Raw genomic sequence first — 13,957 nt, 5'->3', positions numbered from 1 at the left:
GTTGATTAGATAAACCTTTTACCCACGTCATTTATTTTAATGACCCAAACTAAGTAGGAATATTAAGATGAAAAAATTAATTACTGGCGTTTTATTAAGTGCATGTATTGCAACAACGGCTTTTGCGGGTGCAAAGCATTCTGACGGTCACAGAGGCCAAGGCTTCTTACCCATTCATAAAATGGCACGCGTGCTCGACTTAAGCGATGAGCAAAAAGATCAACTTAAAGCGTTGAAAGAAGAAATGAAAGCGAACCGCCCAGCAAAGGGCACACAAACGTCGCTTAAAGCGCAACTAGCGGCGCTTGATCCCAGCGACGGCAGTTATGAGCAAGAGCTTAATCAACTCGCCGATTTAAGTGCGGAACGTGCAAAAGCAAGAGTGTTGAAAATGGCCGATATGCGGGTCAAAGTGCAGCAAATATTAACCGCTGAACAGCTTGAAAAATTTAATGAGATCAGTGAGAAGCGTGCCAAACGTCATCATAAGAAACGTGACGACAAAGCGTAATTAATTAAATCAAGTACATAACGCCTGATTTCATTTAACATTACAACAGAGCATCTTGCAAAAGATGCTCTGTTTTTTGTGAAAGCCTACTCAGAACTACTGACCCCTTGTCATTTTCTTCAAGGTTCGGTCATGTTTCATAAAGTGATGTTAGAAAACCGTAGTTTTGGGCAGTATTTTTGATACTCAAGAGTCTCTCCATGTTGTTAAGGGGGGATTAGAAACTAATTTTCTGGTTTGTCGCTTATGGTGGCCTCTTTCTTTAACCAAACAAATGCATCAGGCTCGTTGCTATAGCTGCGAGCGTTATGATCCGCCTTTGCGAGAATTCGCGGGTCGTTGATTTTTCGAACGGCACCGGATGGAACAACCAAGGCTTGTTCGCTGGCCTGATTGAAATTATCAGTGAGGGAAATCGTGACGATGTGCTCATCAAGCACGATTGAATAATGTCCATGTGGGAGTTCCATCCTGTACCTCTGTTTAATACTCAGTCATTACTTATAGGGCATTTATGTTGGCTATCTGGGTTTAAAATCAAGGCGGTGGAATCCTATTGAGTTTGTTGCCTTGCAGACAGGTAAACGTCATAAGTGAAGGGCCACAATCAGCAGAACGCCACCTGTTATGTGGCGGCGCGTTCTGTTTGCATCTTTAGCCAAAGTAAAGCGTCAGGTATATTTTTAAACGATTTAATATTTTGCTGGGCTTTCGCGGGAATACGCGATTCCTCCATTTTGGATAATATGTCAATTTTGACCACGACCGCTTTGGCAATCATATTTTGAGTATTGAGCCACGCGTTGTACTCATCAATTTCTTTGTAGCCTTCTGGCGTTATCCCTTCCAAGGCAAAGTCGTTTATCAATATACAGAATGGGGCTCCTTCAAACTGCTTAATTGCTTTTCTTATATCGTCAGTAAGTGCTTTGGCACCGAATTCGTTAAAGCTTCCTGCGAGCTCAATTACAATTACATTATCTTCAATTGTGATTAAATGATTTCCGTGCTCAAGACTCATGTGTTCCCCTTTCTATATGGATAATACTTACAATGAAATACTAAATTTCTAAATATGTAAGTTAATGCTAGCCGAGGCAAATTTTGCATATATTGACGCAACATAAAAGTAATAGTTGTTTATCTGGGCTGAGACACGGCTAACGCATTGTCAAAGCTATGTAAAATATTCATCTATCTGTGTAAATAAACGCTTTTATTCGATCTTAAGCGGGCTTAGCAACTAGACGACTAAGTAGCGGGGGAGTGCTATTACCCTTGCAATAGACGGCTTGAAGGAGTCTATGCAAGTATATGTCGCATTGGTGTATTTTATGCTCCCTTTTTTGAGTCGAACACCGATTACCGCATCTCGGCGACTCAGTGACAGCGGTAATTTTAATCGCAAAATTTGGAGGACGTTATGAAGAAGTTTTTATTACCAGCACTAGTGGGATCGATCTCTTTGGCTCTTAGCGCAACAAGCATTGCCGCCCATCATGAAGAGGGCAAAAAAGTAGTGATGAATAACCTGAAAACCGGTGAAAGCATCGGCAACGTGATGGTTAAGGATTATGATGATGATGGCGTGGTGTTTACACCTAACTTAAGTGGTTTAACACCGGGTGTTCATGGTTTTCACATTCATCAAAACGGCGACTGTTCTGCGTCGATGAAAGACGGCAAAAAAGTGTTAGGCGGTGCAGCCGGAGGACACTATGACCCAGAAGATACCGATAAGCACAGCGTGCCTTGGTCAGAAGAAGGCCACGAAGGGGATTTACCGACTTTGGTTGTTGATGAAAAAGGTAACGCTACCCAACCAGTATTCGCCCCAGAGTTAGAATTGGATGACATAGAAGGCCGTGCAATCATGATCCACGCGGGTGGCGACAATTATTCTGATTCACCCAAAGCACTAGGTGGCGGCGGCGAGCGTGTCGCGTGCGGAGTTATCCCACAATAGCGCCTAACGTTTCAGCGTCATGTAAATAATGAACCGCTCATTTGGTTCAAAATAAAAGCGACTAATCAGTCGCTTTTATTGTTTTTGTAGTCTTGAAATTCGAGCCACAGCAAAAATTCTTGGTAGGCTGGGCTGTTGTTAGTTTTTGCTACTTTGTACGCTTTAAACTGAGAAAACTCGTCTTTTCGTGCGGTTGCTCCTAACGCTGTTGGCTTAGCATCCGCGACAGTAACGGTTGAGTTATTATTCTGCTCTTTTGCTTTTGCTTGGGCTTGCACTTGGTCTTGTGTGGGAGCTTCTTTGCCAGAGAACATTTTGCTTAAAGAGAATTCGCCCTTTTCTCCAGAGAATACGCCTGGTCCTTCGAGCTCTTCTTGGGCGAGAGGAGCGGTACTGACAGCCATTAACCCAGCGAATGTCATGCCTAATGCAGTCTTGGAAAGTGTACACATATTAAAATCCTTACCTAATGGGAAACGCAAAAAGTTCGGCAACATTAACGCGGAATGTGTAACTGAAGCCGGACTTTTTGCTATGCAGATACAGCGAATATTACTAAAAGCGCACCATGCCACCAAGTGCAAATGCGTTGAAGCTTTCTTCTTCGTCAGTATCACCTTTGGTCGCTTGCACCCAGAAACTGACACCGCCCACAGGAGAAAAATGATAAGCGACGGTAGTTCTAGTATGGTCAGGTCCCTCAATACCCGCGGCGTCTTCTGAGGCATAATTACCCATGCTGTAACTAACCGCGTGCTTGCCTTGGGTATAACCCAATTTCCAGTTTAAAAAATCGCGGTCGCCACCGTCCACTTGGTCAGCTACGCCATAAGTTGCGCTGAAGTTAACGCCTGAATCATGAAGGTAGCCGGCGAGAATACCGTAACCGCTTTCAGCTCCGAGAAAACCAGCAGTACTATTACCATCAATGTTTGCTTGCGGGTCGTCATCGTTGTCTGCATCGCCGAAATCAGTAGACCATGCATTAACGCGCCAACCGTTGGCGGCGTATTTAATCGCCATTTCGTAACTGCTGTCTTCGCCGTATTGGGCGTAGAATTTAGCACCGTCTAAAAACGTTGGAGATTCGTACACGATACGCTCGCTGAAAATGGACTGCGTTTGAACGAATGGCGTTTGGCTTTCACCGACCGGGCCGCGGCGAGTTGAGCCAAAGCGTTGGCTCATGCCTAGTGGGTCTGACCACCAAGTGCCTGATTGATCCACATCAGAAACGATCCAAGTAATACTCGCGCCTGTCCCCATTTTCACTTTACCAAACTTACCTTGTACCCATATTTCTTGAATACGATTGCGTGAGTTGGTGCCGTCATGCAGGATATTAGATACCCCTTCATCTAGGCCAATTTCCACTTGCGCCCCGAAAGTCAGTTCATTGTATTCAACAGAGCCTTTAACACCTATGGTAGATTCAGCGAACTCGTGGCGGCCGAAGTAAAGGTCATCAGAGGTGTCGTCTTTAACGATGTCATATAGCACTCGGCCATAAGCGGTGACTTCTGCTTGTGCAGATTGGCTGGCTACAAGGGGGGATAGCATGGCTAACGCGAGCATAGATTTTTTCATGTGTGTGTCCTATGTGTGTTATTGCAATATAAGGTGTTCAGGAAATAAAACGACCAGCAGCAAGACCAAGACTTGCATCAAAATAAAGGGCACTACGCCTTTATAGATGGTGGTGGTTTTAAGAGATTTAGGTGCCACGCCTTTTAAATAGAACAAACTAAAGCCAAAGGGTGGCGTTAAAAATGAGGTTTGCAGATTCATTGAAATTAAGATGGCGAACCAAATTAAATCGATATCCAGCACCATGGCAACTGGCGTCAGAATGGGAACAATCAGGAACGAAATTTCAATAAAATCGATAAAGAAGCCAAGGAGTAAAATGGTCAGCATGGCCAGTATGATGAAGGTCCATTTGTCTCCTGGTAAGTCTAAGAAGAAGTCCTCCACAAGATATTCGCTACCAGAGTAGCTAAACACCATTGAAAACGCCGTAGCACCGACGAGCACAGCGAAGATCATGGCGGTGACTTTTACCGTTTCGCCTGATATTTCATGTACACCTTTGAATGAAAAGCGCCCATACATAGCTGACAACACTAATGCACCCACAGCGCCAATAGCTGATGACTCCGTGGGGGTCGCAATACCAGTGAAAATCGAACCCAGCACGGTAACAATAAGCAGTAGTGGCGGAAAGATATCTTTAATGGCTTGTACAATGATGGTTCGCTTATCTTCTGTGACGTCAATCGGCGGGCAAAACTCAGGTTTAACTTTTCCTAAAATTAGGATGTACAGGGTATACACCACTATCAGTAATACGCCTGGAATAACGGCAGCGCGAAACAAATCGCCAACGGGAACGCCCATTACATCGCCTAAAATAATCAAGATAATAGACGGTGGTATGATCTGCCCGAGCGTACCGGCGGCGCATATTACACCAGCTGCGGTCGGTTGGTGATAATTATTTTTAAGCATGACGGGCAAGGAGATCACGCCCATGGCAACGACGCTTGCGCCAACGACACCGGTAGAGGCTGCTAATAACGCGCCGACGATAATAGTAGAAACGGCAACGCCCCCCGATATACCGCCGAATAACTTGGCTGACGACTCGAGTAGGCGCTCTGCAAGGCCGGTTTTTTGCAGCACTATGCCCATAAAAACAAACATAGGAATGGCCATCATGGTGGTGTTTTCCATGATACTCATGATGCGATAGGGCATAAAAGCGAATAGGTCTGCGCCGAGCACAATCACACCAATCAGTACGGATACCCCAGCGAAGGTAAACGCCACGGAATACCCCATGAATAAGCACAGCAGGGCAATGCCAAATAAAACTAAACCTGTCATTAGATGGCGTCCTTATGATCTGTGGAAGGGATGTACGTGCCTGTGAGGCGTTGTATTTGTTCGAGCATTACGTACAGAGCGCACAAAATAAGAAATACCGATGAAACGGGGATAACACCGCGAATAATAAAGCGATGGGGCAAGCCACCTGGATCGGCACTGCCTTCGCCCATTTCGTAGGCTTCAAGGGTGTAGTCCAAGCTGTAATAAAGGATCAACAGGGTGACGGGCAGCACAAACAGCAAGGCCCCGAATAAGTTGATATAGGCTTTCACTCGAGGGCTAAAGTTGTCGTAAAATACATCGACGCGCACGTGGCCGTCGGCTTTTAAGGTATAACCAATGCCGAACATAAACATGGCTGCAAACAAGTGCCATTCTAGCTCTTGCATACCAATACTGACTTCATTGAAGAAGTAACGCATGATGACGTCATAAAACACGTTCAAAATCATTAACATCATCAGCACACTGCATAAATGGCCAACGCCATCTATAAATTTGCCTAGTAACTTAACGACTGTATTCATAATAAATCTCTGACACAGGGCCTATGTGCCGTCACCTATGGAACAAACCGTGACAGGCAGCCAGCCTAAAATTAAAAGTAAGTAAAAGGACAGGGAATGGCTTGAAGACTCACATTAAACTGAGTCTTCAAGCCTTTTTGTTACTCGTTTGACTCGAAGCCTTCTAGGTAGGCTTGGTCGGCGAACTGAGTCCAGGCGCGTACCTGCGCTTGGTAAGTCTTGATGGACTTCAAGATTTTGGCTGTTTCTTTATCTTTTGCTGCAAACTCTGCCAATAGCTCGTCATTCGCGTCACGAATGGCATTCATCACTGGTTGCGGGAACGTGCGGATTTTTACATTGGGGTACTCGGTTTGTAGGGCTTTTAAGTTCTCGCCATTTTCATGGGTAGACTGAGAATACATATCGTAAGCGGCGGTTTTCATGGCCACAGTCAAGATTTTCTGTAAATCAGCGGGTAGGGAATCATAGGCTTTTTGATTAACCATAAACTGCAACTCTGTTGCAGGCTCTTGCCAGCCGGTGTAGTAGTAAGGCGCTATTTTGTGAAAGCCCATACGTAAATCAAGAGACGGGCCAACCCATTCTAAGGCATCAATGGTGTTACGCTCTAATGCTGTGTAAAGCTCGGCAGACGGGATGTTCGTCGGACTTGCTCCAAGCTTAGCCAGTACTTCACCGGCGAAACCAGGAATACGCATCTTAAGTCCTTTTAAATCCTCAACAGTGTTAATTTCTTTTCTGAACCAACCACCCATTTGCACGCCAGTGTTACCGCCAGGAAACGACAATATACCGTATTGATCATATGTTTCTTTCATCAACTCCATACCGCCACCATAATAGAACCAGGCATATTGCTCAGGGGCGGTCATACCGAACGGCACTGTGGTAAAAAACATGGTGTTAAAGTCTTTGCCCTTCCAATAATAAGATGCCGAGTGACCCATTTGGTATTGGCCGCTTTTTACAAAATCGAAAATGCCTAGCGCTGATTTATGTTTGTTGGCTGAATCGATGCGAATGGTTAGACGCCCGTCAGACATCTCCTTGACCATTTTTGCCATGTTTTTGCTAGCATCACCGAATATGGGGAAGTTAGGGCCCCAAGTTTCCGCTAGGCGCCAGCGATACTTTTTGCCATCCGCGGCACTGGTTGGCGCGTTGAGGCCTAGAGCCAGTGCTAATGTGAGTAATAAATGTGTTGTTTTCATGGGAATTCCTCATAAATGTTCAAAGGTCACATCGGCGATTTGCTAACGCCAAGTGAAAAACTGTTAGAGGAATGTTAAATGTTTGTGAGTGTGTAACTATTCGTATGAACACCCATTTGTACTAGGTAGTTTTACCTAGGTAGAAGTAGGTTGGCGCCCAAGCGGAAAGACTGAAATAATCCTACTTTAACGTTCACAATAATTTAACACGCTGAATTTGCTCGGCTTCAAGGCGCAATTAATATGACTTTACCCTTAAGACTGCTGTTTATTGCAGTGCTGCAGGTAGTATTGACGTCTATCTTGACGTACTTCTTAGTGACAGATGAATACCGAGACCTCTCCAATCAAAGTGTTGATACCCTGGAAAACTTTCTTATTGAACAAAAGCATCAAGAGCTGAAAAACTACACCTTACTTGCTGTCTCAGCCATGTCAGACGCTTATGAAAACAGTGCCATAGATGACGATGAAGCGAAAGCCCGCGTTACCGAGATCATTCACGATATGACCTACAGCGGTAACGACGGCTACTTTTTCGTTTATGACGGTGATGGCAATGGCGTGGTGCACCCTAAGGAGCCCTACAGAGTCGGTAAAAATTGGTGGGAGCTTGAAGGGGAAAACGGTGATAAGACGATACAAATTCTGCTGGCTAACGCCAAGGCAGGTGGGGGATTCCACCGTTAGCCTTGGCGAAAACCTTCTGCGGATGAAATGTCTGAAAAAATGGGTTACTCAGTGTTTCTTGAGAAATGGAATTGGATGATTGGTACGGGTGTGTACTTAGATGACGTAAACAGTCAACTGAATAAACTGCAGCGAGAAATTGACCAGCACATTAATAAAACTAAGCAGATCATATTGCTCGTGGCCATGTCGTCCATATTTCTTATATTTCTGCTGGGGCTGATTCTAAATTTGAGTCAAAAGAAAAAGACCGATCAAAAAATCAGTGAATTGGGACTTAAGATCATCAACATGCAGGAGGAAGAGCGTCGGCACATATCGCGAGAATTACACGATGGTATTGTGCAAGTGTTGGTTTCTATTAAGTACTCATTAGAAGCGACAGGTTTATGGCTGAAAAGAGCCAAGGTCGATAAGCCTCAACCGTTGGAGCACGCCCAAAGTAATCTGCAAGATGCTATCAGTGAAATACGCCGAATATCCCATCATTTGCACCCCAGAATATTAGACGAGTTGGGTTTGTCTGCCGCAATGGACGCATTAGCCACCGAATTTAGTGAACAAACAGGGATCGCAGTGAATGTGACTAAGCCAGCAGTACGAAAGTTAGTGCAAAATGGGATCAGTACGACTTTATATCGTGTGGTGCAAGAATCCTTAATTAACGTGCAAAAGCACGCACACGCCAGCGAAGTAAATATCGAGATGACTATCAAAGACAAGTGGCTAACGTTGACGATCAGCGATAATGGATGCGGTTTTGATGCCCACAACACAGATAAACCTGATGACTATGGGATAGGATTACGAAATTTGGCCGAGCGCGTAGAATATCATCTAGGGGAATTCAACGTACGCTCGTCAAACGGCGGAACACAGGTTACTGCACGAATTCCAAAAGCTAGCTACGCTAATACTCACACAGCTACACAAGGCCCATCAGTATGACCGAAACACACAGTGAGCAACCGATACGACTATTGCTGGTAGATGACCACCCTATGGTACAAGGGGGACTTAGCGCCTGTTTGTCGTTTTATGATGACATTGAAATAGTCGGCATGACCCATGATGGCAAAGATGCACTGGAAAAGGCGCTCGATTTAAAACCTGATGTGATCTTAATGGACATCAGTATGCCCTCTATGAACGGCATCGATGCCACTGAAATTATCACTGACAGTCTCGATGACACCAAAGTGTTGATATTTAGCATGCACGATAGCCCCGAGTTTGTGACAAGTTCGATTCAAGCGGGCGCATCTGGCTATATTTTAAAAGACACGACATCGGAAGAGGTGTATTACGCAATTAAGGCCGTCGCTAAGGGACAAACCCACTTCAGCAGTTCAATTGCAAAAATGCTGATTGATAAGCCAATCAAAGACACCAGTCAAAAGCTCACTACCCGGGAGCAGCTCATTTTAACCCATGTTGCCCAAGGTAAATCGAGTAAAGAAATCGCGCGCATTCTTAATATCAGTTTTAGAACCGTTGAGGCGCATAGGCGCAATATGAAGAGCAAATTAAATATTGAGTCCTTGGCTGAGCTTATCTGTTATGCGGTTGACCATGGGCTAGTAGAAAAGTGATACCTGGGCTTCATTGATACGTGGGCTTCGCTAATACTTGGGCTTCGCAATGCGCTGCGCATCGCACGTTTGATGAAGCGCTAATAATGGCTTATCTAATTAGAGGCCAACCTAAATAAAGGCTAACCAGGCGCCGACGCCAATTAGCAAGCTACCAGCGATGGCGTTCATCCAGCGGATGTTATTGCCGCGATTTAAAAATAAGCGCACGCTTTTGCCGCCGGTGGCGTAAATAAGCATACACAAAAACTCACTAAGCATGATCAAGCTCACCAGCACAACAAGTTGACCAGTAAGGGATTGGGTTACGCTAATAAAGGGCGGTAAAAGGGTCACCATAAACGCCCAACCTTTGGGATTAGCAATGGCGGTAATAAAGCCTTGTGACGCAAGCTTCCCGCGAGAGGTAAAAGTAGGGTTATGATCTGTGGTGACTTTATTATGAGCAAAACACATCTTGAGCCCCAAGTAAGCTAAATATGCGCCGCCCACCCATTTGAATACGTTAAAAACACTTGGGTAGTTGAGCATCACACTGGCCACACCGATGACGGCGGCAATAGCGACAAGGGCAACACCAACGACTTCACCTATCATCATCCACATTGTGCGGCGAACGCCCACGCTCATTCCCAAGGTCATGGCCAATGTCATACACATACCAGGTGTAATAGAAACGAAAAAGAAAGTGGGAATAAATACCGCGAGAAGAGCTAAATCTGGCATGAATGCGCATCCAAGTTGGCAAATTAAAACCCGAGCAGTTTACCCATATCAGATTGATTTACTAGGAATACTATCGCCAGTGTCCCCATAAACACATGAACTTGTGTTTTATCGCCTTGCTTTTTATTGTGAACATACCTCCCTAAACAATCCTGCAGAACTGATGTAATGAACCAACGCGGTGTAACATGCCTAAATGGTTTGTTGACAAGATCACGTGCAGCAGTTGTGAACGATTTCGCCTACTGACGAAAAAGGCACTAGATTTGATGTAAACCTAGTACCTTTACTATAAAAAATTGAGAACGTCTGAAATTATGGCTGTTGAGGCTACTCTCGAGGTTACTCTTGAGCCTACTCTTGTGCTTCTGCAGGTGATGCACCGCTGGCAGTTTTATCACTGGTTAGTTGGCTATCTGCTGCTTCGATGTTCTTTATTTCATCACTCGCTAACTCTTCACTCGCTAACCCTTCACTTGCTGAGCGTAACGTTAACAACTTGCGCAGCGCAGAGACGATAAATAGGGTGGTTTCCATGGGAGAGCGATGATAAAAGCTATCCCAGGCTTGGCCTTTATGCTCTGCGTAATTATCCATTCGTTCGGGGTGAACTTCGCTGTAGGCTAGGTGCACAGCATGGCCGATGGTTACATCAACTATCAGCGCTTCATCAATCTGTAAACTTGGGTTTTGTTCAAAGAAGCGACCGAGAGCGCTCATGGTTTCCACCGTAAGCTGGCGATACTCTGGCGCTTGAATGTTGTTTAACATCTGCTCTATCAACAGCGCAAATGCGGCTTCGCCTTGGGTCATGTCACTGAGAACCATATCACTGGCAACCCGGTTACGCTTGTCCATTTTGTTACCAATAACTAACCCAGTGGTGTGCTTAAATATGCTCCAAACTTGCGGGATGAAACCCGCGGGGCGTCTGTCTATTACGCCTTGATGTTGGCGCCATACATACCAGCCCTCAGTTGGCTCAGCGAGTTCTTCAAAGCCTGAGTCTTGATCCCAATCCAATTTGCCCGAGACACATTCAGCATGAAGCTCTTCGAGTTTAATCGGCAAGTCAGCTAGGTTTTGGTATTCCTCGAGCACCGCCTCGATCTGATCCTGAATTTCAGAAGGCGCCAAGTTCATGATGTGCTCATACGCCTCATCAGGGGTTTTGTTATGTTCCCGAGATATCTGACTCGTGAGCAGTACAATCAGGTAACTTACGCGCACCGTTAACAATTCGCTGAATAGTTTAGGGCGAGACTTCACCAACATGCCAAGGGACAATAACACTTCTTGCGTTAATACTTGGTCGCGCACATCTTCTCGGCAAAATTGATTGATTTTGGCTAGCAGCTCGTCGTCTTGTAAGGGTTTAGAAATAAGTGACTCATCACTGTAAGCACGGCCCACTTGAATAAACTTCTGGGCGACAAGTAACGCGCTCACGGCTAAGCCCAAGTCACCATCTAGTTTGCCCAACAAGCCTGAAGCGTGACGCAGCACAGACCACAGACGCAACCGACCTGCTTGCAAGTAAATTTCTTCGATTAACGACCTAACAGTGTGGTGTTGGCCGTGATAGGTAATGGTGCTATCAAGCGATAAAATCTTGCTCATAGCGGCAAGAAGAGCAATTTGCTGATACAAATTATTAGAGTGTTCAAGACGAGCATGCAACTCATTTGCATCAGTGAGTGAGTCAATCTCTCGCTCTTGGTCTGATGTGAGCGCCAAATGATTGCCTGATAGCGACAGGGCGCAAGAATGACTGAACAAATCTCGTAGGGGCTCTGATGGCAGCACTAAATCATTTAATTGCTCCACTCGTTCCACTGCAGATGTAGGGGTGAGCTGCGCCATAGCGCCATGCTTAACCGGTATATCATCTACTTCGCCTGTGGCAATCTGCGCCATTAATTCAAAAAACGAACTGCGATCACCATCCAACAAGTTATGCGTTAATAATACCGTGACAGTCGGGCGCCCAACTTCGGTCCAATTTGAGTGCAAATAGCTCAACTCACTCTTAAAGCGGCGCACAAGAAAATCAATGTCGTAACTTAAAAAGTACTCGTGTTGCATGAAAGAGGGGGTTAAACACACGGCGCGCTGCTTGTTGAACATATAAACGCGGCTGGTGGTTAAGCTTTTTAGCATTCTAGGGATACGACCCGTTAACCCTAAACTGTCACATCTGCCGACTTGGCCATGTACCGCAGCGATATCCTCTGGCCGATAAACCTTTACCGGTGCAATATCGCTTAAGGTTTCTGTAGCAACACCGTGCGCGGCCAACTCTTGTTGTAATAGCTCATCTTCTGCTAAAAAAATCAGCTGAACAACAGGCTGCATTTTCGGTTTCCCGTGACGGCGCCCCAAGGGGTCTAAGTCACCCGGCCTAAGCAAACCATCTTCGAGCATGGTACCGAGTAAAAATAAACTTTGGGCCCAAACTAATGGCACGTTCTCATTCGGTAATCGATTTTGTGATTGTGGCTTTGCGCGCTCTGCATCAATTGATTCAGCGGGCACAAAGTATAATTCAGGCAGCAATTGAAAGCCGTTTTGTTCAACCAGTACATTATCTAATCTGTCTCGATAATGCTTAATTTGTGGTTTATTGTCGGTGAAAATAGCATCTAAATAAAGATAGGCGTAGAACAACGGCCACTCAGATTCAATGTTTTCAAATTGCTTTAACTCTTTATCTTCGTAATGCAGACGCCCTTCATCTTCAAGCACGGTTTGATGGCCATCACGTAAAAATCTTTTCAAGCCGTAGCGGCCTTCAAGTTTAGTCACGATTTCAGTTCTGACGCGATCTGACAGGGTTTTATCGGGTACGGCAAACGCCGGGAAACCAATGACACTGAGCAATGCCGCATCAATTTCTTTGGTATTAGATTCTCTGGGGAGCATAGCGCTCAAGGTAATGTTCGACTGAGCGATGTTGTCTGGAATAACGTGAATTACTGAGCTCAATGAGCCTTTCGCGCCATAAAGATTAAAACCGGAGAGCGCTTCAAGCGCTGCCTTTGCCATGCCAAGCGAACTGGCGTTTAATTCCACGCTACCACTATTACTTTTAGCGCCACGCTCCCAAATACCGAAGTCTGGTGTGCGATAGGCACGCTCGATGTAATACACCAAATTTTGAATAAAGCACACTTCTTCGTCTGACCAGATAACATCGAGTCCAGAAGCAATCATTTGCGTCAGTGTTAGCAGAAACACTGAGGTCGCATCAATTTGTAAGTGGCCCCATTCTGCATCACCTACCACGCTATCACCTGTGATGGTGTCGTATTTGGCATGCAAAGCATCAATAGGATTGCGGGTTTTCTTGAAGACTTCTATTTTTTCGGATTGGGCCATCATGGAGCGTAGCAAGCCACGCATCAACTTCACGGTACGTTGCTGCAATTCATAGCCTCTGCCATCGTCGCTATCGACTTTGCGGTAGGCGAGGGCTAAACCCCAAACGGCTAAAATACTGTAAACATTGTCTCTCACCCACGCATCTTGGTAATTCCCGTGGACCGTAATGGCGGTACTCGCTGGTAATAGGCCACTGACAGGATGTTGTTTGTCTAAAATAACTGACTTTATTTGCTGATAATAAGCATCTAATTGGGTGTTCAATTCTAAGTTGTGCATACAAAATCCTAATTAATTCGTAGGAAGCGATTCAATAGGCTTCCTAAATTGCGCAGCGTACCTTGCCTGTAATACCCAAGTAAGATACCCACGCAGAAAATGAGTAATAACAAGTTGTGAATGCTTATATCATCTAACTTGATTTGCTAACAGTGAACAATAGGTTAAGGCTGACCTTGCAT

13 protein-coding genes and 1 pseudogene are annotated in these 13,957 nt (G+C 45.2%); 5 read left to right on the top strand and 9 right to left on the bottom strand.

Annotation, left to right across the window (positions count from 1 at the left end; translation table 11 throughout):
- Positions 1–67: 67 nt before the first annotated feature.
- Complete coding sequence (locus AC0VYA_RS11585; protein WP_475488348.1) at positions 68–511, top strand: Spy/CpxP family protein refolding chaperone; 444 nt, start codon at positions 68–70, stop codon at positions 509–511.
- 224 nt (positions 512–735) lie between these two features.
- On the opposite strand, the gene AC0VYA_RS11580 is transcribed toward AC0VYA_RS11585, so the two are convergent.
- On the bottom strand, positions 736–981 hold the full coding sequence (locus tag AC0VYA_RS11580; protein WP_475488347.1) for a hypothetical protein: 246 nt from the start codon (positions 979–981) through the stop codon (positions 736–738).
- Between the two features lie 155 nt (positions 982–1,136).
- Positions 1,137–1,532 (bottom strand): hypothetical protein, encoded by a 396-nt coding sequence (locus AC0VYA_RS11575; RefSeq protein WP_475488346.1) that lies wholly within the window; start codon positions 1,530–1,532, stop codon positions 1,137–1,139.
- 402 nt (positions 1,533–1,934) lie between these two features.
- Here AC0VYA_RS11575 and sodC point away from each other — a divergent pair, with 402 nt between their 5' ends.
- Positions 1,935–2,477 carry a superoxide dismutase [Cu-Zn] SodC gene (gene sodC / locus AC0VYA_RS11570; RefSeq protein WP_475488345.1) on the top strand — a complete coding sequence of 181 codons (543 nt, stop codon included), beginning with the start codon at positions 1,935–1,937 and terminating at the stop codon, positions 2,475–2,477.
- Positions 2,478–2,542: 65 nt separating this feature from the next.
- On the opposite strand, the gene AC0VYA_RS11565 is transcribed toward sodC, so the two are convergent.
- From AC0VYA_RS11565 to AC0VYA_RS11545, 5 genes are all read right to left on the bottom strand, one after another.
- A complete protein-coding gene (locus AC0VYA_RS11565) occupies positions 2,543–2,929 on the bottom strand; it encodes a hypothetical protein (RefSeq protein WP_475488344.1) in 387 nt (128 codons plus the stop codon).
- 103 nt (positions 2,930–3,032) lie between these two features.
- Positions 3,033–4,064, bottom strand: a complete 1,032-nt coding sequence (locus tag AC0VYA_RS11560) for a porin (protein ID WP_475488343.1) — start codon at positions 4,062–4,064, stop codon at positions 3,033–3,035.
- A gap of 18 nt (positions 4,065–4,082) precedes the next feature.
- Positions 4,083–5,363 carry a TRAP transporter large permease gene (locus AC0VYA_RS11555; RefSeq protein ID WP_011575092.1) on the bottom strand — a complete coding sequence of 427 codons (1,281 nt, stop codon included), beginning with the start codon at positions 5,361–5,363 and terminating at the stop codon, positions 4,083–4,085.
- Positions 5,363–5,893 (bottom strand): TRAP transporter small permease subunit, encoded by a 531-nt coding sequence (locus AC0VYA_RS11550; RefSeq protein ID WP_475488342.1) that lies wholly within the window; start codon positions 5,891–5,893, stop codon positions 5,363–5,365. The genes AC0VYA_RS11555 and AC0VYA_RS11550 overlap by 1 nt, the downstream gene beginning before the upstream one ends.
- A gap of 140 nt (positions 5,894–6,033) precedes the next feature.
- Positions 6,034–7,107, bottom strand: coding sequence for a TRAP transporter substrate-binding protein (locus AC0VYA_RS11545; RefSeq protein WP_475488341.1), 1,074 nt, complete (start codon positions 7,105–7,107; stop codon positions 6,034–6,036).
- Positions 7,108–7,350: 243 nt separating this feature from the next.
- Here AC0VYA_RS11545 and AC0VYA_RS11540 point away from each other — a divergent pair.
- The 3 genes and pseudogenes from AC0VYA_RS11540 to AC0VYA_RS11530 form a co-directional block, all read left to right on the top strand.
- Positions 7,351–7,878 (top strand): annotated as a pseudogene (locus tag AC0VYA_RS11540) (cache domain-containing protein); the annotation flags it as partial.
- Positions 7,873–8,745 carry a sensor histidine kinase gene (locus AC0VYA_RS11535; protein WP_475491065.1) on the top strand — a complete coding sequence of 291 codons (873 nt, stop codon included), beginning with the start codon at positions 7,873–7,875 and terminating at the stop codon, positions 8,743–8,745. The pseudogene AC0VYA_RS11540 and the gene AC0VYA_RS11535, both read left to right, overlap by 6 nt.
- Complete coding sequence (locus AC0VYA_RS11530; RefSeq protein ID WP_011575088.1) at positions 8,742–9,389, top strand: response regulator; 648 nt, start codon at positions 8,742–8,744, stop codon at positions 9,387–9,389. The genes AC0VYA_RS11535 and AC0VYA_RS11530 overlap by 4 nt, the downstream gene beginning before the upstream one ends.
- A gap of 111 nt (positions 9,390–9,500) precedes the next feature.
- On the opposite strand, the gene AC0VYA_RS11525 is transcribed toward AC0VYA_RS11530, so the two are convergent.
- Both AC0VYA_RS11525 and AC0VYA_RS11520 read right to left on the bottom strand, forming a co-directional pair.
- Positions 9,501–10,115, bottom strand: a complete 615-nt coding sequence (locus AC0VYA_RS11525; protein ID WP_475488340.1) for a LysE family translocator — start codon at positions 10,113–10,115, stop codon at positions 9,501–9,503.
- Between the two features lie 354 nt (positions 10,116–10,469).
- A complete protein-coding gene (locus AC0VYA_RS11520; RefSeq protein ID WP_475488339.1) occupies positions 10,470–13,775 on the bottom strand; it encodes a phosphorylase b kinase regulatory subunit alpha/beta in 3,306 nt (1,101 codons plus the stop codon).
- Positions 13,776–13,957 lie beyond the last annotated feature (182 nt).

The sequence above is a fragment of the Paraglaciecola sp. QJM3NY_14 genome (assembly GCF_056173245.1).
The sequence above is the reverse complement of the archived record's forward strand: the minus strand, read 5'-3'. Positions and strand labels throughout refer to the sequence as shown.

Coding starts and splice junctions, on each gene's coding strand:
- AC0VYA_RS11530 (WP_011575088.1), top strand. CDS start 8,742: ATGACCGAAACACACAGTGAGCAACCGATACGACTATTGCTGGTAGAT.
- AC0VYA_RS11565 (WP_475488344.1), bottom strand. CDS start 2,929: ATGTGTACACTTTCCAAGACTGCATTAGGCATGACATTCGCTGGGTTA.
- AC0VYA_RS11560 (WP_475488343.1), bottom strand. CDS start 4,064: ATGAAAAAATCTATGCTCGCGTTAGCCATGCTATCCCCCCTTGTAGCC.
- AC0VYA_RS11555 (WP_011575092.1), bottom strand. CDS start 5,363: ATGACAGGTTTAGTTTTATTTGGCATTGCCCTGCTGTGCTTATTCATG.
- AC0VYA_RS11585 (WP_475488348.1), top strand. CDS start 68: ATGAAAAAATTAATTACTGGCGTTTTATTAAGTGCATGTATTGCAACA.
- AC0VYA_RS11580 (WP_475488347.1), bottom strand. CDS start 981: ATGGAACTCCCACATGGACATTATTCAATCGTGCTTGATGAGCACATC.
- AC0VYA_RS11520 (WP_475488339.1), bottom strand. CDS start 13,775: ATGCACAACTTAGAATTGAACACCCAATTAGATGCTTATTATCAGCAA.
- AC0VYA_RS11535 (WP_475491065.1), top strand. CDS start 7,873: ATGATTGGTACGGGTGTGTACTTAGATGACGTAAACAGTCAACTGAAT.
- AC0VYA_RS11525 (WP_475488340.1), bottom strand. CDS start 10,115: ATGCCAGATTTAGCTCTTCTCGCGGTATTTATTCCCACTTTCTTTTTC.
- AC0VYA_RS11550 (WP_475488342.1), bottom strand. CDS start 5,893: ATGAATACAGTCGTTAAGTTACTAGGCAAATTTATAGATGGCGTTGGC.
- AC0VYA_RS11545 (WP_475488341.1), bottom strand. CDS start 7,107: ATGAAAACAACACATTTATTACTCACATTAGCACTGGCTCTAGGCCTC.
- AC0VYA_RS11575 (WP_475488346.1), bottom strand. CDS start 1,532: ATGAGTCTTGAGCACGGAAATCATTTAATCACAATTGAAGATAATGTA.
- sodC (WP_475488345.1), top strand. CDS start 1,935: ATGAAGAAGTTTTTATTACCAGCACTAGTGGGATCGATCTCTTTGGCT.